Here is a 24,131-nt window from a genome sequence, read left to right as displayed (position 1 = left end):
TGTGCAAGTCGCCCCTGTTTGTTTGGAAGGGGCAAGCCTTGGATTATTGGGCAAACTTGACACAACTCACGCAGCAGGCACACTGTCCGGCGCTCACTGCCCAATATACTGCGATGCAAGCCTTCCGGGCGGCCGTCGCGCAAGGCCAATTGCCCAAGGAACCGTTGCCTCGGCTAGGCATCACCGAAGCCATCGCCTTTGACCTGATGCGCCAAGCGCTACCACTTGCCAGTGTGAACACGCTGGATCATTTACTGCGCAATTTTCGCCAGTATATTGCCTATCATTTCGGCATGTGGGCCTTTGTTCAGCAGCGGCTCTTTGCCACCTGGACGGCATTATTCGGGCGGCAACGCTATCTGGAAATTGCGGCGGGCAATGGCTACTTAAGCTACGGCCTGCAACAGGCGGGCAATCAGGTGATTGCCACCGATGCCCGTACTTGGCAAAAGGAAAATCTGACCGGCGCCAAACCGCTACTGCCGATTTATCAAGCCGGGGAGGCCGCAGCGCTGTTGACCTATGGCGCGCAAGTGGATGCGGTGGTGATGGCCTGGTCGCCGGATCATGAATGGAACGATGCGGCGCTTTTGTGGCAGTTGCGCCAACAATTCCCAAGCTTACCTCTGTTTGTGCTGGGGGAGCGCAATGGGGCGACCAACAGCCGCTTGTTTTGGCAACTAGCAAAGTTTGTGCCGGAGCGCAGGCTGCTGAAGCTCAATCGCGCCTTTCCGCGGTTTGATGCCATCAATGACCGGATTTACTTGATTCAATAATCTGCCAAGAAAGGAGTGGTGACTGTGAAGCGCTTGTTCGGGTTGAACTTAGTGTGGCTCGTTTTAGTGGTGCTTGCCGGCTGGATCTGGTCGATTCACGATCAGGCCACGTATGCTGACCGCATCGATCATTACGGGTTAAGCGAAGCCGCCGTCAAAATCAAAAGTCGCAAAGCCATGACCCTCAATGAAGCCGCCACGGCCTTGGCCACCGCTGATCTGGGCCCGATTCAGGTGCAATTTCACGCGGGCCGGCATCGCATTTATCTGTATGCACAAGGTAATTACGGCAGTCTACCGTTAACCTCAGGCCAGTGGTTCAGCGATGCGGACCTGCGCTCACCGCTCCCGGTGGTCATTGTGGGTAGTGATTTAACCGATCAGCTGACCATGGGCCATAGCCAGCAGTATCAACGTCAAAACGGCCAGTATGTGCCGGTGCTGGGGCAACTGAAGGCTTACAGCGGCAGTGTCATTAATCAGGTGACGTTTGAAAATGCCAGCGGCCTGCCGGCACAAAGCATTGCCTTGAAGCAGGTGACGGTTTATGCGGATAGCCCCACCATCAAAACCCAAAAGGCCAAATTGAAAACCATTCTTGGCGGCCAAATGACCACCTATCATTACCAAAACAACTCAGCGACGAGTTGGTGGCAAGATACAGGGCAGCTTATTTTACGCTGCGGGCTCTTGCTGCTCGGCACGCTGGCGCTGGCTTGGATTGCTAGTCAACAAGGCGCGGCGCTTTTGCCGCGCACCTTAGCGCCGGCGCCGCGACGCCATGCGTTGCGCCATCTGTGGACGCAGTTCTTTGCCTACAGCGGCTTGAGTTTAGCTGCAGGGTTAGTGATTGCTAACTGGCGCTTTGACTTAACCAACCGGGTACGCCTGATTGCCTTTGCCGTTTTCCTGTGGCTAGTTGGGCTGGCTGGTTTATATTGGCTCTTGCAACGCGCGGTGCACCAAGAAAGAGAGGATCGGCTGTGAATTTACCATCCGGCTTTACCGAAAAATATCAGCAGCTACTAGGCACTGAGGCCGCGGCTTTTTTGGCGACCTTTGACGAGCCAGCGCAAAGCGGCTTTCGCATCAATCCGCTGCATCCCAGTGCGCCAGCTTTGCCCCAGCCGATTGCTTGGAGTCAGTGGGGCAGCTATGGTAAGGTTGCTGGCACCTCTATCGCCCACTTAGCTGGGGACGTCTATAGTCAAGAACCCAGCGCTCAATTCGTCGGCGCCGTTTTAGCGCCGGCGCCTGGCGAGCGCGTGCTGGATTTATGCGCCGCCCCAGGTGGGAAAACCACGCAACTGGGCAGCTTCATGGCCCAGCAAGGTCTGCTCGTCGCCAACGAAATCAATGCCGGTCGCGCGCGCGTATTATCGAGTAATGTTGAACGTTTCGGGCTGAGCAACACCTTGGTCACCAACAGTGATCCCCAGTCCTTGGCGGCCCAATTACCGGCGTTCTTTGACCGTATTTTGGTGGATGCGCCTTGCTCCGGAGAAGGCATGTTTCGCAAGGATCCCGCCGCAATGGCCTACTGGAATCCTGATTACCCGGCGCAATGTGCCACGCGCCAGCGCGAGATTCTGCGCTCGGCAGTGGCAATGCTGCGGCCCGGCGGCACCTTGGTCTATTCGACTTGCACCTTCAGTCCTGAAGAAGATGAGCAAATCATCGCCTGGGCGGCGCAGGCGCTTGGCCTGACCATCGAGCCAATCGCCAAAGTTGGCGGCATCGCCGACGGCCAGCCAGACTGGGCCGATGGCAACCCCGCGCTCGCTAACACCGCCCGGCTTTGGCCGCATTTGCTGGAAGGGGAAGGGCATTTTGTGGCCAAACTCCGCAAAGCCGGTGATGAGCCAGCCCGGACTGGCAAGCAACAGGTCGCCTCGAAACTGAACCGCACCGAGCAGGCTGATTGGACGGCGTTTACTCAAAGCAGTCTGACCACCCCAATCGCTGGACCGTTTTTGAAGGTCGGCGAGAACTTGACGACACTGCCAGCCGAGATGCCGGCGCTGGCGCATGTCCATCTGCTGCGCGCCGGGCTGGATCTTGGCACCTTCAAAAAAGGACGCTTTGAACCGAGTCATGCCTTGGCAACGGCGCTGCCGGCCAGTGCATTTCAGACCGTGGTGCCACTTACCACGGCGGAGTTCGAACGGTATCGCCATGGCGAAACCGTGGCAAGGCCAAGCCTCAAGCAAAAGCAAACGGTGCTTCTGACCTATGAGGGTGCAGGCTTCGCGCTAGGCAAGCTTGTGAACGGTACGATTAAAAATGCCTTTCCCAAAGGTTTGCGAAAATAACGACCAAAAAATCTAGGGGCTGTGACAAATGTCACAGCCCCTAGATTCACTTCAAATGTTTCAGCAGAGATACGTGCTCAAAGGCCGGAGCCGAGCAGCTTGATCAGCTTGTAGTGCAAAGCACGTACAGGCTGACATGCGTTAGAAAGGCGACCTGTCGGCTCCAAAACCGCCTTTTGTTACAGCCCCGTCGCTTTGGCGTTGGTTAAGGCAGAGGTAAGTCGCGCTGCTTGACGTAACTGACTAACGCCGGGCTAAGAACCACCGGCACTTGCCGCAGGGCAGCCAGATTTTGGGCACCAAGCATCGCCATCAGCTTGGGCAACGTGGTTTGCCAGGCGCGCAGGTGAGCTTCCGCCGCGGCCTGGCCTTCTTGAATTAGCCAGTGGAGGACCAACCCGCTAATCCCAACAGCGCTGGCGCCAAGGCGCAGGGACTTGAGCACATCGAGTGGGGTGCGAATGCCGCCGGTGGCCAAGAGGGTTAATTCGCTGCCTTGGGCTTCGAGCAGTGATTCAACTGTAGTTTGCCCGAAATCAGTCAAGTCCGCAAACGCCTGATCCTGGCGGCGGGCCCCTTCAATCAAAGCAAAATTAGTCCCGCCGCGCCCGCCGAGATCGACATACTGCACGCCCAGCGCGCGCAACTTGGCGAGGGCTTCGCGGTTCATGCCAAACCCGACTTCCTTGACGATGACAGGCTGGCTTAACCCCGCCACAATCGTCTGAATTGACTTGGCCCAGTGGAAGTCAGTGTCACCTTCAGGCATCACGGTTTCCTGCACGGCATTCAGATGCAGTTCCAACGCATCGGCCTGCAGCATGGCGACGGCAGCTTGAGCCTGCGCCAAAGTTTTGTCAGCGCCAAGATTGCCGATCATAAAGCCATTGGGATTGGCCGCTCTGGCACTGGCGAAGGTCTCAGCCAGAGCTGGTTCGGCCAAGGCCACACTTTGTGAGCCGGTAGCCATGGCGAGGCCACAATGCCGGGCAATGGTCGCGAGCGCTTCGTTATAGCGACCGGTTTGGGCAGAGCCGCCAGTCATCGCGTTGATGAAAAAGGGCCAGGACCAACCAAACAATTCAGGCGTTAAATCAATCGCCGCCACTGCCGTTTCGGGCAAGGGGTCATGAATGAACCGCACTTGATCAAACCCAGCGCTGGCGTCGGTTTGAAAATACTTTTCAGCTAAAAAGACATGTTCATCTTTGCGATGAGATTGCAGTGATTGGGCCATCAGCTTGCTCCTTTACAATAATCGTGCGGCGGGACCAGCCGCAGTGGTGGTCACAGTCAAGCCAGCCGGCAAGGCGGCTTTGACGGCCGCAACATGCGGAGCCAGCGTCAGAATTTTGACATTGGGGCCGGCATCCATCGTCGCATAAGCGGGAATGCCAGCGGCGCGCATCGCTTGCACTGCTTGCCACACTTCAATGGTTGCAGGCTGGAAGTAGGTGAAGGCGGGATGGCTGGCCAAAATCGCTGCATGCATCTGGGCGCTGCTTTCCTCGGTTAATTCGCCAATCCGCGTGAAATCATTCGCCGCAAGCGCCTGCACCATCGCCTGCGCCGCAGCTTCATTATGCTCAACCCAGGCGGGGTAGTAAGGACTGGTGGCGACGGTATTGGCCATCAGTTGCCGTGACCCGATGGGCTTGCGGCCAGCATCAACCATCACCACCAGCATCCGCAGCGGCAAGGTGGTGGCAGGCAAGGCTTCCGCATAAGAGCTAGCGTCATCGGTGCCGCGGTGCCAAATTGCCAAGCCGCCAAAAATTGAGCGGGTCGCCGAACCAGACCCGCGGCGGGCCAGGCGTGACAAATCTCGGGGACTCAGGGTTAACCCGGCCGCACTGCTGGCCGCCAGGGCCAGCGCGGCATAGGCGGAAGCGGAACTCGCCAAGCCGGCGGCAGTGGGGACATGATTAGAAGAAGTCACCTGCGCATGGGCCTTGGAGCCTGCAAGTGCGCGCACCTGGTCCAGAAAAGCAGTGATTTTGGTGGTGGGTTGGCTGCGGCCATCGAGCGCAAACTGATCAGCGGTCAAGCCGGCATCAAAAGTCACTGTGGTGTCCGTGTAAAAATCGGCTAACGTCAAGGATACGCTACTGGTATAAGGTAACATCAACGCGGCATCTTTTTTGCCCCAGTATTTGATCAAAGCGATGTTGGTATGGGCACGCGCAGTTGCAGTTGTCATGCAGGATTCTCCTTTTGGGCAAAGTCATACTGCCAAGTCGCAGTGGCACCGGCGGCAGTTAAAGTAGCGGTGAGGGTACTGGCCGCAGTGGGGTTTGAAGCTAGTGCAATCATGCAGCCGCCTTGACCGCTGCCGGTAAGTTTGGCGCCAAGTGCACCATGCGCATTGGCGACTGCGATTAGGGCATCGAGTTGCGGGCTGCTAACGCCCAACTGGGCCAACGCCTGTTGATCCAGCGTCATTTGCCGGCCCAACATTGGTAAGTCATCTTCACCTAGGGCGGTAGCGGCCGATCGCGTGGCCGCGCCGATTTGTTCAATCAAGGGGCCATATTGGGCCGGTTTTTGCTGCAGCAAGGTAGCCACGGCCGCCACCGCTTGGCCGGTTTGGCCCTTAATGCCAGTATCAGCAATCACCAAGACCCCGCGACTGGGAAAAGCAATTGGCTGCAGCTGCTCGCCGCGCACGAACCACTGCGGCCGATTGGCACTGACTGTGGCGGCATCAAGGCCACTGGGATTGCCATGAATGGCTTTTTCCGACACACTGGCCCAGTCGAGCAAGGTGGTTTGGGTTAGTGGCGCCGCAAAGGCCGCATAAAAGGCCCGAATGATGGCAACACTGCAGGCCGCAGACGAGCCCATACCGCGCTCAGCGGGCAACATGCTGGTAATGCTCAACGTGAATGGCACCGTCGAGGCCTCAAAATGCGCCAGCAGCGCCTCGATTAACTGCGCAATGCCCGCGAAACTAGGCGTCGCTTCAGCTAACGCGCCGTGATAAAAGCTGGATTTAATCACTTGCCCGCTGACCGCCGGCGCGAGCGTCGCGGTAAGGCGCACGGAAGGCACCGGCAAGGCGATGGCGGGCTGGCCATAGACCACGGCATGCTCACCCATGAGAATAATTTTGGCATAACTGGTGCCTGTTGCTGTTTGCATAAACGAGGACTCCTTATTCCTATCTATCATACCGTAACTTCCCCACGGTCAAAAGGTTAGAACGCTAGGAGCGCTCATCTTTAGCAGTTTTGCAAAGTTTTGGCGGCAAACTGACTGGCGGCGTTTTGCCATGCGGTGGATATGCTAAACTAGAAACCAGAATAACGAAAGGAAGTGCCTCAGCGTGAGCTTACAATTTGTCCTTGGCACAGCCGCCGCCGATCATCCTCACATCATGGTTGAGCAGATTCGAACGGATCTGGACCAGGGCCGGGAAGTGTTCTACCTGGTGCCCAATCACATTAAGTTCGAAACCGAAGTGACCTTGTTGCAGCGACTGCGTGAACAGTCAGGCGCCTATGCCCAAATGCAGGTTCAAGTGTTGTCGTTTACGCGCTTAGCCTGGTACTTCCTGAAAAACCAAGCCATCTACCAAAAACCACGGCTGGACCGGGCCAGTAATACCATGCTGGTGGCCAAATTACTGGGCGAAATGCTGCAAGATGACCACCAGCGCCAGCAGTTGCGCTTGTTCGCCGGCTCGGCGGGGCATGCGGGCTTTGCCTTGCAGCTCGCCGATCAGCTAGCAGAGCTGCAAACCGGCCGCATCACCGCGGAAACACTGGCTGCCGTGACCACTGTACTCCCGTCTGAAGCGCCGGAACGCCAAAAGTTCAGCGAACTCCAGCTGATCATGGCGGCCTATGAACAAGCTGCCGCGCCTTACGTCACCGAGCCAACGCTGCTGGCTGCTTTGGCTGATGAGCTGGGGCAGCGCGATTTGAGCCACACCAGTTTTTATTTGAATCACTTCAATGACTTGTCAGCCAGTGAATTTTACCTCGTGCAAACTTTGCTTCAAGCCGGTGCCAAGGTGACGGTGGCCTTGCTGCTAGATCAAGCCGGGGCCGAAAAGATGCCGCAGCCGCCAGCCTTATTTCTGCCAGCGGCGAAATTGTACTACCGGCTGCGCCACGCCGCTCAGCAGAGCCAGGCCGCAATGCTGCCGAATGTCTTTGCCCCTAAACGCCAGCTTTCGCCTGCGCTGCAGGCAGTGGATTCATTTTGGCAAAGCGAAACCGCCAATGGCACTGGGGCGTTAAAGACCCCGCAGGCCGGCCTCACGTTGGCGAAAGCGAGCGAACCCTATACGGAATTGCGGGCGGTCGCCAAGCAAATCGTGCAGGCCGTGCACCAAGGCGCTCGGTATCGAGATTTTCTGATTATCGCGCGGCATCTCGATCCGTACCGGCCGTATTTGGCGCCAGTGTTTGAAGAACAAAAACTGCCGGTCTTTATTGATATTGAACAGCCAATGCAAAGCCACCCCTTGATTGCCTTAATCGAGAGTTTGTTTGCGATTCAGCAACATCACTATCAATACGAAGACATGATGCGCCTACTCAAAACCGAATTGCTGATTCCGGCTGACATGCCCGTAGCGGATTTCCGCGCTGCGCTCGATGTGCTGGATAATCACTTGCTGCGCACGGGCCTCACCGGCAGTCGCTGGCTGGATGGTCAGCGCTGGCAATATTTCCGGCGCCAAGCCGACGATGAAGGCACCACCGATGATGAGAAAACGACGCAAATCAACCAGTTGAAAGCCTTTGTCGCCGCACAGCTACCGCCGCTCTTTGATGCGCTAAACAACGCGACTGACGGCCAAGCCGCGGCCAAGGCCTTGTATGAATGGCTGGTCGCTGCTGGAGTGCCGACGCGGTTGGCCGCCTGGCGGGACGACGCTGTTGCGGCTGGCGACTTGAGCTTGGCCACGGCAGGGGAACAAGCCTGGCAGACCTTTGTAGGGCTCCTCGATGATTACGTCGCCATTTTAGGCAGCGCACCGTTTGCCCTAGATCAGTTCAGTGATTTACTGGCGGCGGGTTTTGCTGGCGCCACTTACACGCAAATTCCTTCGACCCTGGACCAGGTCACCGTGTCTGAGACTGGCTTGACCCGGCTCTCGCGCTATCGCCATGTCTTCGTGATTGGCGCCACCAGCACCGTGATGCCCGATACGCCAGGGGACTTTCCAGTGCTGACCGCCAGCGACCGGCAAGTCCTAGCTGACCACCTTGGTCCCGATGCCTTTTTGGCGGATTCAGGCACGCAAGCCGCGTTAGGTGATCCGTTCCTGAACTATGTGGCGATGATGGCCGGCAGTGAAAGTTTAACCATGAGTTTTCCGGTTTACGAAGCTGATGCCAATAATGCCTCGCCTTATCTCACCCAAATGCAAAAACGGCTGCATCTGCCGCTCACGAGCTGGCCGGCAGTGTCGCTGGCCACTTCGGTGCAGGAAGCGGCCGGCAGTGCCCGCAGTATGCTCAGTGATTATGTCGTGGTGGCGCGCGAAGCCAACGCTGCGAAGATGCCGCTGACCGACAAGGACGCCTGGGGCCAAGTCCTAGCCCAGATCAAAACCATCCCTAGCCTGCGCGACCTGGCCTATCGCCTTGAAGGGGCGACCACGCACCAAGGCGTCGGCCGCCTCGCGCCAGAGCTAGCCAGTCAGCTGTATTCCAGTCACATGAATGTTTCGATTTCCCAGCTGGAGCGGTACTACAGCAATCCCTTTGAGTACTTTCTGCGCTACGGCTTGAAACTGACGAAGCGACCAGAATTCGAGCTCACACCAGCGGATACCGGCTCGCTTTACCACTGGGTGTTGGATCAACTGATGCGCCAGCTGAAGGCGCAGGGACAGGCGCTGACGGCGTTAAGCGATGCCCAGCTGCAGCAAACCATTGCTGCCTTGGTGACGCAGCTGGCAGGGGAACCAGGTTATGAAATTCTCACGACCAGCGCCCACATGCGCTTTGTGCAGGCGCAAATCACCGCCATGCTAACGACCAACGCCGCTGCCATTCGCGGCCAACAGCAGCGCTCGGCATTTCGGCCGCAAGCGACAGAAGTGGTTTTTGGCCGCATTGGCCAGCATGACGGCCTGAAGGGCTTAGTGCTGCCACTGGACGCTCAGCATCAAATCACTGTCAGCGGGCGCATCGACCGCCTGGATACCGCCACGATTGCGGGGACGCCTTATTTTGTGGTGGTCGATTACAAGTCCTCCGCCCATGATTTTGATCCGCTGGCGGCTTATTACGGCAAAGCGATGCAGCTGCTGACGTACATCGATGCGGTGGCTAATGCCGAATCCATGGCTGGCTTGAAGCCAGCTGGGGCCCAATATTTCCGGTTCCATCAGCCGCGCCTGAAGTATGAAAAAACCACCGACCTGCCGCTGGATCTCTTGAAAGACTTCAAGATGGCCGGCTTATTGGTGTTGCCTGATGACGAAGCCGCTGCCACCGCGTTAACGGCCGCCTTTGATCAAAGTCTGGCGGCCGGCGAAAACTCGGCGCTGGTCGCATTAGGACTGAAAAAAGATGGCAGCTTGACCAAGGAGCGCGCTGGCAAGCTCAGCAAACGCTTATCGCCAGCTGGCCTGCAGCTGATGGTGCAGCATAATCGCCATTTGATTGTTCAAGCCGCGCAGCAAATTATGGCTGGGAACATTGACCTAGCGCCGCTGCAGTTCAAGCAGGAAAGCACGGTCATCACCAATAGCGATTATCAAAGCATTATGCTGTTTGACCCAGCCACCGGTTTTGACCGCTATCACCATGTGGCGCCGCTGAATCAGGCGACCTTGGAGCAGAAACTACGCGCAGAAGCAGAAGGGAGCAAAGGCGATGAGTGATCAATTGACCCCAGCCCAGCTGGAAGCAGCCACGGTCAGTGGAGCCGACATTTTGGTCTCCGCCAGTGCCGGCAGTGGGAAGACGAAAGTGTTGGTCGATCGCATTGTACGCCAGGTGGTGGCGGGTGCCGATTTGACCCGAATGTTAATTGCGACCTTCACCAAAGCCGCGACGGCGGAAATGAAACTGCGCATTCAAAATAAACTCAAGGCGCGCCTGAACGATGAATCCCAGCCGCTGACGCCGGAGCAAAGGCGCCACTTAAGCGCCCAAGTGGCTTTAGCCAATGCGGCGCCGATCATGACCCTGGATGCCTTTTCCCTGCAAGTGGTGCAGCGGTACTACTATGTGATTGATTTGGACCCAGCGTTTCGGATGATGACCGATGACACCGAGCGCCTGATGCTACAAACCCGGGTCTGGGAAGATCTGCGGGAGAATTTTTATACCGGCGAGCATGCCGCTGCATTTGAAGCGTTAGCGACTAACTTTGCCACCAGCAGTGATCCCGCCGCTTTGCAAGACGTCGTGTTTGAAATTTATCGGTTTGCGATGACTACGCCTGATCCGGTGGCGTGGCTGAAGCAATTGCCGGCCGCTTACACCAGTGAGGCGGCTTTGATGCAAGCACTGTGGCCAAGTGCCCAAACCAGTTTGCGAGCTGCTGAAGCCGCGCTGCTTGAAGCGCAGGCGACGCTGGCCGCACCCAAACTGGCCAAAGTAGCCGCTAATGTGACAGCCAGCCTCGCCACTGTGCAAGCGGCGCTGGCTTTAGAGCAGCCCAGCTATGAGGCGGCTTGGTCCGCGCTCAAGGCGATTGCCTTTGACCGCTGGCCTGGGGGCAAATTTGACCCTGAACTGAAGGCGGATAAAGATGCCGCCAAAGTTCAGCGCGATTTGGCCAAGGATACGGTGGCACCACTGCAAGAAATTTTTGCCATTCAACCGGCGGACTTGAAGCAGGCGATGCCGCAGGTGCAGCAGCTAATGGCGACCCTGCAGTTGGTGAGCCTGGAATTTTACCATGCTCTGGCAGCCGAAAAACGGCGCCAGCAAGTTCAGGATTTTGGCGACATTGCGCAAAACGCTTTGAAGATTCTCAACGCCCCGGACCCAAGCGCCGAACCTGGTAGTGACCGGACTGTCGGCGCCGTGTACCGCGCCCAATTTGATGCGGTGCTAGTCGACGAGTATCAGGATATCAATCAGCTGCAGGAAGCCGTGCTGACCGCGGTGAGTCAAAATCAGCCTGGCAACCGCTTCATGGTGGGGGATGCCAAGCAAAGTATCTACGGCTTCCGGTTGGCCGATCCGCAACTGTTTTTGGCGAAGTATCGCCGCTTTGGCGAGCGTGAATCTGCCGGCAAGCGGGTGATTTTGAATCAAAACTTCCGCTCGTCCCAAAACGTGCTGGCCTTCAACAATCTGGTGTTCAGCCAAATTATGGATCGGGCCGTGGGGCAGATCGACTACACAGAAAAAGAAGCCTTGAAACCTGGACCGCTGTTTCCAGAAGACCAACTGCGCCCAACTGAGTTCTTGATTCATGAAACCGGCACGGCAGCAACCGGCGAGGACGACCAGGAAGAACCTAGTCCGGAAAAAGCCGCCGCCGAGGCGCAAATGGTGATTGCCCGCATTCAGGCGTTGGTCAATGATCCCAAAGAAACCTTGTATCAACGCGATCCTGATGGCACGGCGCACCAACGCCGCATTCGCTATCAAGATATCACGCTGTTGACCCGGTCCCGAAGCAACAACATCGCGCTGCAAACGGCTTTTGCTCAGGCTGGCGTGCCAATTGTGATTGCCGATGCCCAGAATTACTTCAAAACCACGGAACTGATGGTGATGCTGGCCTTGCTGCGGGTGATTGATAATCCGCGGCAGGAGATTCCCCTGACTGCGGTATTGCGTTCGCCGCTGGTCGGTTTGTCCGCCGATCAATTGGCACTGATTCGCCTGACCCAAGAGGGCCCTTATGATGAAGCCGTGCAAGCTTTTGCCGCGGAAACAGGCGGCACCGCCTTTAAGCAACAAACCCGCGCCAAGGTGCAAGCCTTTTTGCAGCAGCTGGCAGAATTGCGCGATTTTGCCCGGGAGCATGAACTCAGTGCCTTGATTTGGCACATTTACGAAGTGACCGGGTACTTGGATTACGTGGGCGGCCAGCCCGGGGGCCTACAGCGGCAGGCCAACTTAAGAGCATTAGCCGCCCGCGCCGCCACCTATGAAAGTGGCGGGTTCAAAGGCTTGTTTGCCTTTATCCACTTCATCGAAACCATGCAAAAGCAGGACAAGGATCTGGCGATGCCGGTGACCTTGGCGCCGGATGTCAATGCGGTGTCTTTGATGACGATTCACGGCAGTAAAGGGCTGGAATTCCCGATTGTCTTTTTGATGAGCACTGATAAGCAGTTCAATCAGCAGGACTTACGCCGGTCGTTTATCTTGACGCCAGCCGTAGCTGGCGTGAAGTGGCTGGATGAAAAGCGCCATGAGGTGTATAGTTTGCCGCAATGGCAACTGGCCAAATTGGCGAAAAATCGCCAGCTGTTGGCGGAAGAAATGCGGCTGCTGTATGTGGCATTAACCCGTGCTGAACAGCAGCTGTTCATCGTCGGCAGCGGCGAAAGTCGGGAGAAACTCGAGGCGCACTGGGCCAAACTTGCCGCCAGTGACGAGCATCTGCTGCCAGAAAGTGTCCGAGCTGGCGCTGGTTGCATGCTCGACTGGCTGGGCATGGCGATTGCCCGTACCGGTGTCCTCGATGAAGCCACGAGCCTGCCGGCCTTGAACCAGTATCAAAAAGCCGGCGTCGTGCTGAATTTTGTGGCGCAGCCGCAGGTGCAAACCAGCGCGGAAGCAGCGAAACCAGTGACTCAGCCGCCGCTAGCGCTCGATTTGACGGCCTGGTTTGATTATCACTATCCTTATGCGCAAACGGCTAACACCACTGGTTTTCAAAGTGTGTCTGAAATTAAGCGCGCCTTTGAGGATCCTGACACGGTGGAACTGGTTGAATCAGGCCGGCAGCTTGGTGGCAATCGCCTGACCGGTGACTTTGCCGCTCCAGCCTTCATGGCAACCGGTAATAAGGTCCCGGCCACAGTGATCGGGTCGGCGGCGCATTTGGTGCTGCAAATGCAGCCTTTAACGGGCAGGTTGGATGAAACAGCGCTATCCCACACTATCGACCAACTCGTTGCCAATGGCAGTTTACCAGCGGCAATCGCCAAGCAGATTCCGTTGGCAGAGCTGGTGCACTTTTACCAGACGCCGCTCGGTCAAGCGCTGCAGGCTAATGCGGCCACGGTGCAGCGGGAAGTGCCATTTTCACTGCTGATGCCGGCAGACCAACTGTTTACCGATTTGGCGCAGGAACCAGGCAGTGACATCCTGATTCACGGGGTGATTGACGGCTATTACGAAACCGCTAAAGGCATCGTGCTGTTTGATTATAAGACGGACCATATCGGCAACCAGCAGGCCAAAGTGGTGGCACGCTACCAGCCGCAGCTCAATCTCTATGCGAAGGCGCTGGCCTTGGCGACTGGCAAAAAGGTTAACCAGAAGCTGTTGGTGCTGCTGGAAACCGGCCAAGTGGTGACACTGGATTAACAAACAAAAAAAGCCGAAAGGAGGGCAGGCATGGATTCGCAAACAACTTACGCCGTGATTGATTTGGAAACCACAGGCACAGAAATCAACGGCACCGACCGAATTATTCAGTTCGGTTGTGCTTTGATCAAAAATGGGACCTTGATTCAAACCCGGTCGCAGCTGATTAATCCGGATCGGCCCGTCCCTCAGGCGATTCAAACCTTAACGGGTATCACGCCAGGCCGGCTGGTGGCGGCGCCGTATTTCGCAGACGTGGCTGCCAGCATTACGCGACTCCTGCAAGGCACGGTGATCGTGGCCCATAATGTCAATTTTGATTATCCATTTTTGGCTGCGGAACTGGTCCGCGCCGGGCAGCCCGCCTTGACGCAGCCCGGGGTTGATACCGTTGAAATGGCGCAGATCCTGCTACCCACTCAAGCCAGCTTTCGGCTGCAAGACCTGACCGCCGCCCTGGGCATTACCCATGATCATCCGCACCGTGCCGATAGTGACGCGATTAGCACCGGTCATTTGCTGATGCGCCTAGGCGCGCGGTTTGCGGCGCTACCAACAGCGACGCAGCATGAACTGCTGAAGTTTGCCGGCAGCTTGCCGAAGCAAACCGGTGATTTTTTGACCGCTCATGCCACTGCCCCCAAACCTTTAACCGCTGAACAAATGGCGGTGGGGCGTTTTGTCCTGCAACGGCCGCAACCTAGTGCCGGCGAGCAAGCGGAACCAACCTATCCGGCGACGTTGGCCGCCAAGCGCCAGCTGCTGAAACCGCGGTTCAAGGTGCGCACTCAGCAGGCCAAGATGATGGATGCCATTTATGAAAATAGCACCAGCACCCAGCAGCCACTTTTGATTGAAGCCGGCACCGGCTTAGGGAAAACACTGGGCTATCTGTTGCCTTACGCCTACTTGACGAGCCCCAGCCACAAGCTGGTGGTGAGCGCGGCGACCACGGTGTTGGAACGGCAAATCGCGACGGAATCACTGCCCCAGGTGCGTGCGCTCACTGGGTTGGCCCTACCAGCGGTGGTGCTCAAAAGCGCCCGCCATTACCTCGACTTAGGGAAGTTCGCGGCCAGTTTGGGCCTGAAACATCCTAATCACCAAACCCGGCTACTGCAGATGAGGCTGATGGTGTGGCTGACGCAAACCACCACTGGGGATCTGGCGGAACTGCAGCTGACGACTTACAGCGCGCCTTTGTTTGCCCGGATCCGGGCTACCGGCCGGCCGCCCAAGGGCACTTATCAGACGGCTGATTTCTACCAGCGGCTGCAAAATCAAGTCAAAACGGCGCAGGTGGTGATCACGAATCACGCCTTTTTGGCCCGACACATCGCTGATTTGCCGCTGCGCAGTAAGCCATACATAGTGGTCGATGAGGCCCAGCACTTCGCCGCGGCTTTTGCTGAGGCCAATTCTCATGAATTAGGCCTCGCCAAACTCAAGCGGCGGCTCGGTCAGTTGCAAACCTTCATCCAAGGCCGCAAGGAAACCGGGCTTCTGACTTTGTTTGCCGATGCCCCAGCCACTTCGTATCAGCTGGGTCGCACCTTGGCGGCCATCAATACCGCCACCGACCAAATTGCCGCGCTCCAGCAGGTAATTTATCATCACTGTGGCCAGCCTGCCCCGCGCGTGGTTGAGCGGCCGCTCACGGCCACTGAACGCCAGTGGCTGCTGCCGACTTTGCAAAAGGCGCTGCCGCCGCTTTTGACCACCGCCGCCAGCGTCTTGGCGCCAATGCAAGGCGTGCTTGCGGAATATGAGGCTGATCCGGAACGTTTTTTGGCCAGCGAAGCGGCGCTGTTCCAGGGGCTGGATGGGTTAACCGCCGCGCTGGACAATCAGCTGACGCGGCTGCAGGGGATTGACCTGGCTGCTTTGGCCCAAGCGCCAGTGGTTACCAGCCTGATTTTAGGCGGTGGGGGACCGGCGACGTTGAGCATTAACTGGCAACGCTTTGACGCGAGCCACATCATCCAAAAACAGCTGGCAGTTTTTGCAGCGCCGGTGTTCACCGGCGCGACGCTCACGGTGAACCGCAGCTTCGACTACTTAACCCAGCAACTCGGCCTGCCGGCGAATGCGCCAGCTTTGCGGCTGCGGAGTCCTTTTCATTACAAGCTGCAGGCCCAGTTTCTGGTGGCTGAAGATGCACCGAATGCGCGAGCATTAAGTGAAACTGCCTATGCAGATTACCTCGCGAGTGCCGTCGCGCAGCTGGCTGCGACCCCACATCAAACCTTGGTGTTGTTCAATTCGCTCCGAATGATTGGGCTGGTTTATCAGCGGCTGGTCAACCAGTTGCCCGAGCATGAACTGCTTGCACAAGGAGTGACTGGTTCGGCGGAAAAAATCGCCAAGCGTTTCGCCCTCAGCACAGACAGCGTCTTGTTAGGCGCCGCCAGCTTTTTTGAAGGCATCGATTACCCGCAGAAGCAGCTGGAGCAAGTGATTCTGACCCGCCTGCCCTTTGATTCACCCGCCAGTCCCACGGTGCAGGCGCGGGCAGCGGCGCTCAAGGCCCGCGGGGAAGATGCCTTTGCGGCTGATTTGTTGCCCAAAGCCACGATTCGGTTTCGCCAAAGCTTTGGTCGGCTGATTCGCACCGAGCATGACCGCGGGGTGTTTGTGGTGCTGGATCCTCGGCTGCTGACCACGCCATACGGTCGCCAAATGGCCAAGAGTTTGCCTAATCTCAAACCCAAGGCCTTGCCGCTGGCAGAGCTTACGCCACTGGCCCATGACTTTTTGGAACATCGCTTAATAAAGGAGACAGAACATGCGCAGTGAACGGTCCGCTCTTAGAAAAATTATCGGTCCCGCCTTGGCACTGGCCATCTTAGCCATCATCATCGGGGTGTGGGTGCGGGCGCTTAGTCCCTTGCACCAGGTTCGCAGCCAGGCCATTCGCATCGCCAAGCAAAGCGGCGGCATCAAAACCGTCACAGCGTTTTATTGGAATAAGCAGGATGAAAGCTACTTGACGGTGGCCGGCACCACGGCTAAGCAGCAGCGCCGCTTTGTGGTGATTCGGCAAAAAACCGGTAAAGTGCGCGTCGTGGCGCAAAAAGACGGCATCAGCAAGAATACCGCGGTTGACCAGGCCAAATCAGCCTATCATCCCAAGAAAATTTTGGCGGTCGGTATGCGCTACCGGGCAAAGAAATTTGTTTGGGATATTGGTTACGAGACAAATTCTGGTAAACTGGGGTATGTGACGTACGATTTTGAAACTGGCGAACAAGTTGCCTCGATTCGCAACCTGTGACCGAAAAAAGGAGCGATAAGATGCATCTGGCAAAGCGCATCATCGATGTAGCCCCATCAGCGACCTTAGCCATCAGTAACATGGCCAAGCAGATGAAGGCACAAGGCGAAGACGTGATTGATTTATCCATCGGTCAGCCTGACTTTCAAACGCCTGAATTTATCGATACCGCCGCGATTGCGGCCATTCAAAGTGGGCAGGCGAGCTTTTACACCGCCGCTACTGGCATTCCGGCGCTGAAAACCGCCATTGCCGATCATGTGGCGGCGCAAAGTCCCGTGCATTATCAGCCCAACCAGATTGTGGTCACCACCGGCGCGAAATTAGCCTTATACGCTCTGTTTCAGGTGTTACTGGATCCCGGCGAAGAAGTCTTGACGCCGCTACCAGGGTGGGTGTCTTATGTTGAGCAAATCAAACTGGCAGGCGGGGTGCCGCGGGCGGTGCAACCCAGCGCCGACTTCAAGGTCACCGTTGACGACCTCGAGCAGCAGCGCACCGCCAAAACCCGGGCGGTGATCATCAACTCGCCGCAAAATCCTAGCGGGGCGGTTTACACGCGGGAGGAGCTGACCCTGATTGGGAACTGGGCGCTGAAGCATGATCTCTTGGTGGTCAGCGATGAAATCTATCGCGACCTAATGTTTAACGGCGCGACTTACACCTCAATGATCGATATCGATCCGCAAATCACTGCCAATACCGTGCTGATTGGCGGGGTCTCCAAGAGTTATGCGATGACCGGCTGGCGCATTGGTTTTGCCGCCGGCCCAGAAAAGCTCATGGCAGCGATGGGGAAGCTGCTCGGCCATGCCACTGGTAATCCGACGGCGGTGAGTCAATATGCCGCCTTGGCTGCCTACACCGGCGACGGCACCAGCGTTGAAGCCATGCGGCAGGCCTTCGAACACCGGTTGAATGTGATTTTCCCGTTGCTGCAAAAGGTGCCGGGCTTCACGCTGGCGCACAAGCCGGCGGGGGCGTTTTACATGTTCCCGAATGTCAAGCGCGCTGCGACCTTGACTCACTATAGTAGTGTCGATGAGTTCATCGCGGCGCTCCTGGCGGAAACGGGCGTGGCCCTGGTGCCAGGGCGGGCATTTGGCCTGCCAGATCATGCGCGGTTGAGTTACGCAGCGGCGGAGGAGGACCTAGTTGAAGGGATTCGCCGCATTAGTCAATTTGTTGGTAATAATTAGTAAGGGGTAAACCATGACACAAGAAATTCGCATTGCAGAAGCAAAGAACCATGTGAACGAAGAAGTCAAAATTGGAGCCTGGCTGACCGACAAGCGCTCCAGCGGGAAGATTGCCTTCCTGCAGTTGCGCGATGGCTCGGCCTTTTTCCAAGGCGTCGTGCTGAAGAATCAGGTCTCAGAGGAAGTCTTCCAAACCGCTAAGGAACTGCGACAGGAAACCAGCATGTACATCACCGGCGAAATTCACGAAGACAGCCGCAGTCACTTCGGTTATGAAATTGAAGTTCACAACATCGAAGTCGTTGGCACCTCTGAAGATTATCCAATCACGCCTAAGGAACATGGCATCGAGTTCCTGCTGGATCACCGCCACTTGTGGCTGCGTAGCAAGCGCCAGTTTGCCATTCAACAGATTCGTAATGAAATGGCCCGTGCGACCTATGAATTCTTCAATCACGAAGGCTTCATCAAGATGGACCCGCCGATTCTCACCGGTAGCGCCCCAGAAGGCACCACGGAGCTGTTTGAAACGGACTATTTTGACCAAAAAGCTTATCTGAGTCAGTCCGGTCAGCTGTATGCTGAAGCCGGCGCCATGGCTTATGGCAAAGTCTTTACGTTCGGTCCGGTCTTCCGCGCCGAAAAGAGTAAAACTCGCCGCCACCTAACGGAATTCTGGATGATTGAGCCGGAAATGGCCTTCACGCATCAAGAGGAAAGCCTCAAGGTGCAGGAAAACTACATCGCCTTCTTGGTGCAGTCAGTGTTGGACCACTGTGCGTATGACCTGAAGATTTTGGATCGCGATCCCGAAATTCTGAAGCGTTACACCAAAACGCCATTCCCACGCATTCGCTATGACAAAGCGATTGAAATGTTGCAAGGCGCCGGCTATGACGTCAAGTGGGGCGATGACTTAGGCTCACCGGAAGAAACTTACCTGTCCGAACAATTCGAGCAGCCAGTGTTCGTGCTGAACTACCCGAAGGCCATCAAACCGTTTTACATGTTGCCTGAAGAAGGCCGCGACGACACGTATGTCTGTGCTGACTTGCTGGCTCCAGAAGGCTACGGCGAAATCATTGGCGGCTCTGAACGTGAAGTCGACTATGATAAGCTGAAAGCCGCGATTGAAGCTAAAGGGCTGGATCTGAATGAATACGAATGGTACTTAGACTTGCGCAAGTACGGCAGTGTGCCGCATGCCGGCTTTGGATTAGGCTTTGAACGGGCCATCACCTGGATCTGCCACTTGGATCACCTGCGCGAAGCGATTCCGTTCCCACGCATGATCACGCGCCTCAAGCCGTGATTCACTTACTGTCGGCCGTTTGGCTGGCAGTTTTTTGGTCAGGAGGGTAATAATGTCTGATTCTTTAGCAGCCTATTTGCAAAATGGGCAAACAACCTTTTCCCAAGCGTTGTTCGACCATTTCGCCCAAAGCGCGCTGACCCAGCGCGAATTTGTGGTGTACTTATTTCTGGCGGCGTGGTCCCAGCACCACCAGGAGGCCCCAGCACTGGATCAACTGGCGCAAAGCACCAAGCTCGGCAAACAAGATCTCTACACGGTGATTGAAACCTTGATTCAGAAAAAAGCCATCGCTTTGGTGCAAACCCGTGACCATCACGGCCGCAGTGTCGACCAATACGACGTCTCGCCGCTGCTGAAGCAGTTGCTGACGAGTACGCCGACTCAGGCCAAGCCCGAGGCCCAAGGCGGCCAGCAAGTCTTCAGCCAGATTGAAGTCGAATTCGGGCGGCCTCTGTCGCCGATTGAGCAGCAAACCATCAATGACTGGCTCACCGTTGATCATTACGATCCCGCGCTCATCAAGCTGGCGCTGCGCGAAGCCGTGCTCAACCAGGCGTATTCCTTGCGCTACATGGACCGGATTTTGCTGAACTGGGAAAAACGCCACCTGACGACGCCGGCGCAAGTGCAGGCGGAACAAGAGAGGCACTTAGGCCTATGAAAATGACCAAAGCGCAAAGCGTGGCATTGCTGAATTTGGTGATTGCGACTTATCCCGATGCGCAGCCGACGCTGAACGCCGCTAATCCCTTTCAAATTCTGGTGGCGGTGATGCTATCAGCGCAAACCACCGATGTTGCGGTGAATGCTTGTACCCCAGCCTTATTTCAGGCGTATCCGACGCCAGCCGCCATGGCGGCTGCGCCACTTGCGGCGATCGAAGCTAAAATCGACCGGCTCGGTTTGTACCACAACAAAGCCAAGTACCTCAAAGCCTTATCCCAGCGCCTCGTCGAGACCTATGACGGGCAAGTGCCAGCCGACCGCAAAGCCTTGACCTGTTTGCCTGGCGTGGGGCAAAAGACTGCCACCGTGGTGCTCACCGATGCCTTCAATGTTCCCGGCGTCGCAGTGGATACCCACGTCAGTCGCATCATCAAGGGGTTTGGGCTGGCGCCAGCCAGTGCGACCCCGGCGCAAATTCAAACTCGGCTTGAGGCCTTGATGCCGCCCAGCACTTGGATCAATTTGCATCGCGCCTTGATCAGGCTGGGTCGTGAATGGTTGACGGCGCGCCAGCCGCGCTTGCCAAATACCCCAGAGTGGCAGGCCTTTGCGCCGTATTATCAGCCCTTGCAAAAGGAGGAAGCAAAATGACCGATCAAATCATGCCTTCAACCCGCCACCAAACCCGCGAATCCTGGGACCGTTACTTCATGACGTTAGCGACCACGGTGGCCGCCCGGTCCACTTGTGAACGGGCGACAGTGGGGGCGCTATTGGTGCTGGACCACCGCATCATCGCCACTGGCTACAATGGCAGTATCGCCGGTGATCCACACTGCGATGACGCCGGCCATCTCATGCGCGACGGTCACTGCATTCGCACCTTGCATGCCGAAATGAATGCGATTTTGCAATGCGCGGAAAATGGCGTGTCGACTCGCGGCGCGGCCGTGTATGTGACTTTCTTCCCGTGTCTGAATTGCACCAAAGCGTTGATTCAGGCGGGGATCAAGCAAGTCTATTTCGGCGCTGATTACAACAATGATCCGTATGCGATTGAGTTGCTGAAGGCCCATCAGGTGGCTGTGCAGCAGGTTTCGCTTTAAGATAGAACCGTGACCAGATGAAAAGCCCCAAGATTCGAATTACGAATCTTGGGGCTTTCGCTTTGGCTAGGTTTTACTTAGTCGTATTGGTTTCACCTTGCGTATCTTGCCCAGTGCCGCCACCGGTTGGCGGGGTCGGTGAGGAGCCTGAGCTGGTAACTGCAGAAGATGAGGAGGATGCAGGCACAGAGGAACTGGATGAAGGTTCACTGACCACCGAGCTGCTCGAACTACTGGAGCTACTCGAACTGCTGGAACTTGAACTCGAGGAGGAACTCGACGAGCTGTCCGCCACGGCTTGTTTGGTCGTCGGGCCGTAGCCTTTGACGTACAATTCGCGGGTGGTGCCGGCGGTATTACCGCTGACCGCAGTGCCTGGGTTACTGCCAGACAGAATGTGTTCCGCCAAAACGGTTGAAGGTTTCTTCCAATCTTTTTGGCCCACGTTTTCCTCATCAGCGAGGTAGCCCATCATCGCCTTGTAAATCTTTTGGGCGATGAGGTTTGAGCCAGAGCCCAAACCATTCGTCAGCGGTTTATCGTACCCGGTCCAAACAGAGATGACGCGTTCTTTCGTGTACCCGGTGAACCAGATATCCTTCGCTAAGCCAGAGAGGGCAGAATTGTGCTGAATGTCAGTATCGGCATAATCCGTGGTCCCGGTTTTCCCGGCTTCGTTGATACCTGACACTTTGGCATAAACGCCGGTGCCATCGGTCAAAACGCCTTTGAGCATATCCGTGATCATGTAGGCGGTGCTGGCCTTCATGGCGCGAGTGCCACTTTCATCAAAGTTGGTGGTCTGGCCGTCAGAATCCACGACCTTCCGCACATATGTCGGCTTGTAGTAGGTACCGCCGTTGGCAAAGGCCCCATACGCGGCGGCTTCTTGTTCGGTGGTGACCGGCGCGCCAATCGCGCTGGACCAGTGATTGCCATCCACCTTGCTGAGGTCGATGCCGAGCCCCTTGAGGAAGTTCAAGCCGCGACTGAGGCCAACCTTCTCGAGGGTTTGGACCGCCACGGTGTTCCGCGAGTCAGTTAACGCTTTGCGGATTGAAATCCGGCCTAGGTACTTCTTGTCGATGTTGTAAACCGAAGTCGTGGTGCCAGGGTAGACCGTCGGCTGATCGACCATTTGCTGGTAGGTGGACCAGTTCAGGTACTCAATGGCTGGGGCATAATCCAGCATTGGCTTCATCGTGGAGCCGTTACTGCGCTGGTTTTCCGTGGCGCGGTTATAGGCCAGGCGCACGTCGCCAGTTTTACGGCCGCCGACTTGAGCCACTACGCGCCCAGTGTTCGGATTAGTAATGGTGATAGCGGTTTGCAGCTGATCATTCGGGAAGTTGATATATTCATCAGAATTGACAATCTGGTAAAGCTTCTTTTGCGCCTTCATGTCGATGTTGGTGTAAATCTTGAGGTTCTGACTGTAAGGATTGGCGTTCATCTTCTTTTTGACTTCTTTGATCACTGAGGTCAAATAGGAATCAGTTTCCTTATCCACGGCTGAATCCGTGGTTTGCGCCTTTTGGGTGACGAGGCCTTGGGTGATGGGTTCTTTTTCCGCCGCTGTGGCTTGCGCCTGACTGATTTTCTTGTTGGCCACCATGGCCTTCAGCACTTCATTACGCCGATTCAGCGCGGCTTCTGGGTGGTTATAAGGATTGTAGCCCACTGGCGATTGCGGCAAACCGGCGATCAGCGCCGTTTGGGCCAGGTCAAGCTCACTCAGGCTCTTGCCGTAGTAATACTTGGCGGCGGTGCCCATGCCGACTTGCGCATTATCCATGTAGACTTTGTTAATGTAGAATTCCAAAATCTGTTCTTTACTGAATTTCTGTTCCAGCTTGACCGCCAGCCAAGCCTCTTGCGCCTTGCGCTTCAGGGTCTGGTCTGAGGCCTTGGTGGAGAACACTGACAACTTAATCAGTTGCTGAGTGAGGGTAGAGCCCCCTTGAATACCATTGGAATTGCCGGTGATTTTGCCAATGATGTTGCGGGTGAAAGCGCCGACGATGCGGATGGGATCGATGCCCCAACGTTCCTGATAGAAGCGACGGTCTTCAATCGAAACCACGGCGTCTTTGAGTTGTTGCGGAATTTGACTAGCAGAGACATAGCTCCGATTTTCAACTCCGAGGCTCATGAACTGGTTGCCGCTGGCATCATAGACGGTGCTGCCGCCGCCAGCTTTCAGCTCAGTTTCCGTGACTTTTGGGGCGGAGCTGGCATAATAAGCGAACAGCGAGCCGCCGCCGATGAGCACAACCAGCACCGCAATTAAAATAGCCTTGATGGTGGTCAGCCACCAGCGGCGCTTTTTCTTTGGTTTCGGCTTTGGGGCCCGCCGCCGGGCCATTCGGGATGGCGTATTAGGCATGGTGATTTCCTCTCTTCATCTGGATTAATTGATCGACGCCTTCTAAATAGGGAATCAGAGGCTGCAATTTCGGATGCAGCTCAATCCCATGGGCTTCAATTTCACTTAACGGAATCGATTTGCGCCCAGCATTTTGCGCCTCATCCCAGCAGCGTTTCAAATCACTGGCTGGGTAGATGAACAAGCGCTCAAGGCTAACGAAGCGAATCAAGGCAAAACAGATGCCGCCTTGGGCTAAGCACGCGGTCAAATGGGCAATTTGATGGGCGTGGAAGTTCTTCAACGGAAAGCTGCGCTTGTTTTTGGTTTCCTTGGCATCAAAGTCCAAGTAATACCCGCGGTAAACCCCGTTATAATCAGTCGTCGAAGGGGTTTTGAAGTAGGCTTCCCGAATCACCGCTTGGCTGCGGGCTGGGTAGTCGACCTTGACGATTTGCAACGGCGTAGGCTTTTTGTACACCACGGCCTGCTGGGTCTGGCGATAGTATTGATTGCTTTGATTGAGCTCATCTTCCAAGGTCATGCCGCGGCCGCCGTAGTTGACGGGTTCGCGGCTTGATTGCGCCTTGGCTTGGTATGGCTTACCATTGGGGTAATGAATAGGCATAGACTCACGCTCCTGTGGCTA

The 24,131-nt window shown here is 56.3% G+C and carries 16 protein-coding genes and 1 pseudogene; 12 read left to right on the top strand and 5 right to left on the bottom strand.

The genetic code is table 11. The features are described from left to right. Positions 1-38 precede the first annotated feature (38 nt). From EKM90_RS00460 to EKM90_RS00450, 3 genes are read left to right on the top strand one after another with little or no spacing between them, the layout of a single operon-like run. Positions 39-776: a methyltransferase domain-containing protein gene (locus tag EKM90_RS00460; RefSeq protein WP_125579049.1), complete on the top strand. Its 738-nt coding sequence runs from the start codon at positions 39-41 to the stop codon at positions 774-776. 24 nt (positions 777-800) lie between these two features. Then, entirely contained in the window at positions 801-1,763 is a 963-nt protein-coding gene (locus EKM90_RS00455; protein WP_125579048.1) for a hypothetical protein, read from the top strand. Further along, positions 1,760-3,088, top strand: coding sequence for an RsmF rRNA methyltransferase first C-terminal domain-containing protein (locus tag EKM90_RS00450; RefSeq protein ID WP_125579046.1), 1,329 nt, complete (start codon positions 1,760-1,762; stop codon positions 3,086-3,088). Before EKM90_RS00455 ends, EKM90_RS00450 begins: the two co-directional genes overlap by 4 nt. Positions 3,089-3,293: 205 nt before the next feature. Here EKM90_RS00450 and fni read toward each other — a convergent pair whose 3' ends face one another. From fni to mvk, 3 genes and pseudogenes are all read right to left on the bottom strand, one after another. After that, a complete protein-coding gene (gene fni, locus EKM90_RS00445; protein WP_125579045.1) occupies positions 3,294-4,325 on the bottom strand; it encodes a type 2 isopentenyl-diphosphate Delta-isomerase in 1,032 nt (343 codons plus the stop codon). Then, positions 4,291-5,288: pseudogene (mvaD, locus tag EKM90_RS00440) on the bottom strand (diphosphomevalonate decarboxylase). Before mvaD ends, fni begins: the two are co-directional and overlap by 35 nt. Beyond that, the gene (mvk, locus tag EKM90_RS00435) at positions 5,285-6,229 is read right to left on the bottom strand and encodes a mevalonate kinase (protein ID WP_125579042.1); all 945 of its coding nucleotides are present in this window, start codon (positions 6,227-6,229) and stop codon (positions 5,285-5,287) included. The pseudogene mvaD and the gene mvk overlap by 4 nt, the downstream one beginning before the upstream one ends. Before the next feature lie 184 nt (positions 6,230-6,413). Here mvk and EKM90_RS00430 point away from each other — a divergent pair, with 184 nt between their 5' ends. Genes EKM90_RS00430 through EKM90_RS00390 form a run of 9 tightly spaced genes read left to right on the top strand, consistent with a single transcriptional unit; the run spans position 6,414 to position 21,117 of the window. After that, positions 6,414-9,935, top strand: coding sequence for a PD-(D/E)XK nuclease family protein (locus EKM90_RS00430; RefSeq protein WP_125579041.1), 3,522 nt, complete (start codon positions 6,414-6,416; stop codon positions 9,933-9,935). Beyond that, the gene (gene addA, locus EKM90_RS00425) at positions 9,928-13,557 is read left to right on the top strand and encodes a helicase-exonuclease AddAB subunit AddA (protein ID WP_125579040.1); all 3,630 of its coding nucleotides are present in this window, start codon (positions 9,928-9,930) and stop codon (positions 13,555-13,557) included. The genes EKM90_RS00430 and addA overlap by 8 nt, the downstream gene beginning before the upstream one ends. Before the next feature lie 30 nt (positions 13,558-13,587). Next, positions 13,588-16,353: a helicase C-terminal domain-containing protein gene (locus EKM90_RS00420; protein ID WP_125579039.1), complete on the top strand. Its 2,766-nt coding sequence runs from the start codon at positions 13,588-13,590 to the stop codon at positions 16,351-16,353. Next, entirely contained in the window at positions 16,343-16,831 is a 489-nt protein-coding gene (locus EKM90_RS00415) for a cell wall elongation regulator TseB-like domain-containing protein (RefSeq protein ID WP_125579037.1), read from the top strand. The genes EKM90_RS00420 and EKM90_RS00415 overlap by 11 nt, the downstream gene beginning before the upstream one ends. Before the next feature lie 20 nt (positions 16,832-16,851). Further along, on the top strand, positions 16,852-18,030 hold the full coding sequence (locus EKM90_RS00410) for a pyridoxal phosphate-dependent aminotransferase (RefSeq protein WP_125579035.1): 1,179 nt from the start codon (positions 16,852-16,854) through the stop codon (positions 18,028-18,030). A gap of 13 nt (positions 18,031-18,043) precedes the next feature. Next, positions 18,044-19,342, top strand: a complete 1,299-nt coding sequence (asnS, locus tag EKM90_RS00405; RefSeq protein WP_125579034.1) for an asparagine--tRNA ligase — start codon at positions 18,044-18,046, stop codon at positions 19,340-19,342. A 52-nt stretch (positions 19,343-19,394) separates the two neighbouring features. Next, positions 19,395-20,006, top strand: coding sequence for a DnaD domain-containing protein (locus EKM90_RS00400; RefSeq protein WP_125579032.1), 612 nt, complete (start codon positions 19,395-19,397; stop codon positions 20,004-20,006). 2 nt (positions 20,007-20,008) lie between these two features. Continuing rightward, positions 20,009-20,662, top strand: a complete 654-nt coding sequence (locus tag EKM90_RS00395) for an endonuclease III domain-containing protein (protein ID WP_125579193.1) — start codon at positions 20,009-20,011, stop codon at positions 20,660-20,662. Then, positions 20,659-21,117: a deoxycytidylate deaminase gene (locus EKM90_RS00390; protein WP_125579031.1), complete on the top strand. Its 459-nt coding sequence runs from the start codon at positions 20,659-20,661 to the stop codon at positions 21,115-21,117. Before EKM90_RS00395 ends, EKM90_RS00390 begins: the two co-directional genes overlap by 4 nt. Positions 21,118-21,190: 73 nt before the next feature. On the opposite strand, the gene EKM90_RS00385 is transcribed toward EKM90_RS00390, so the two are convergent. Together EKM90_RS00385 and recU are read right to left on the bottom strand one after the other, a co-directional pair. Beyond that, positions 21,191-23,503 (bottom strand): transglycosylase domain-containing protein, encoded by a 2,313-nt coding sequence (locus EKM90_RS00385; protein ID WP_125579030.1) that lies wholly within the window; start codon positions 23,501-23,503, stop codon positions 21,191-21,193. Continuing rightward, positions 23,496-24,110, bottom strand: a complete 615-nt coding sequence (gene recU, locus EKM90_RS00380; protein ID WP_125579029.1) for a Holliday junction resolvase RecU — start codon at positions 24,108-24,110, stop codon at positions 23,496-23,498. Before recU ends, EKM90_RS00385 begins: the two co-directional genes overlap by 8 nt. Between the last annotated feature and the right edge of the window lie 21 nt (positions 24,111-24,131).

It is taken from the genome of Lacticaseibacillus suibinensis (assembly GCF_003946175.1).
Lineage (GTDB): Bacteria > Bacillota > Bacilli > Lactobacillales > Lactobacillaceae > Lacticaseibacillus > Lacticaseibacillus suibinensis.
Note: the sequence above shows the minus strand (reverse complement) of the source record. Positions and strands in the feature narration are given on the sequence as shown.